Source organism: Ruegeria sp. R13_0, assembly GCF_017743995.1.
Classification (GTDB): Bacteria; Pseudomonadota; Alphaproteobacteria; order Rhodobacterales; family Rhodobacteraceae; genus Ruegeria.
In genome coordinates this window covers 1-838 of the sequence record NZ_JAGHRB010000054.1, presented here as the reverse complement: position 1 = coordinate 838, position 838 = coordinate 1, and the positions used below count along the sequence as shown (strand labels likewise).

At 58.6% G+C, this 838-nt stretch carries 1 protein-coding gene; it reads right to left on the bottom strand.

The features are described 5' to 3' along the window. Positions 1-14: 14 nt before the first annotated feature. A protein-coding gene (locus J7394_RS22800) for an IS5 family transposase (protein ID WP_209256250.1) occupies positions 15-772 on the bottom strand; the annotation gives its coding sequence in 2 pieces (ribosomal slippage) (positions 15-448 and positions 448-772; 759 coding nt in all). Positions 773-838 lie beyond the last annotated feature (66 nt).

The following is an 838-nucleotide window of genomic DNA, read 5'->3' as shown; positions in this document are numbered from 1 at the left end:
CCTAGGGTCAGGATTCATAACCAGTAGATAACGAGAGCAGCGAGGGCGATTGCTGAGAGGAACACCTTCGGGCATCGATCATAGCGGGTCGCGACGCGCCTCCAGTCCTTGAGCCTGCCGAACATGATCTCGATGCGGTTGCGTCGCTTGTATCTCCTCTTGTCGTATTTGACTGGCGTCTTTCGTTTCTTTCGGCCTGGGATGCAGGCGCGTATCCCCTTGTCCTGCAACGCTTCTCTGAACCAATCAGCGTCATAGCCACGATCCCCGAGTAGCCATTTGACGTTTGGCAGGCCACTGAGCAACGCACGTGCGCCGACATAATCGCTGACCTGTCCGGCGGTGACGAACAGGTCGATTGGTCGCCCCTGACTGTCGCAGATGGCATGCAGCTTGGTGTTCATACCGCCTTTGGTTCGACCAATCAGGCGACCACGCCCCCCTTTTTGGCGGCCATGCTGGTCGCCGTTCGGTGGGCCTTGAGGTATGTCGCGTCGATCATCACGGTGGTCTTCTCGCCGTGTTCCGCCGCCAGCCCGGCCATCATCCGCGCGAAGATGCCTTTCTCGCTCCAGCGCTTCCAGCGGCTGTAGAGCGTCTTGTGCGGGCCGTATTCCGCAGGTGCGTCGCGCCAACGCAACCCATTGCGATTGATAAAGATAATCCCACTCAGCACGCGCCGATCATCGACGCGGGGCATACCGTGGGACTTTGGAAAGAAGGGCTCAAGACGCGCCATCTGCGCATCGCTCAACCAGAAAAGATCGCTCATGTTACCGCTCCGTTTTCGGAGCCGTGAATCATGCAGCGCGGCGAAAATCAATGCATCCTGACCCTA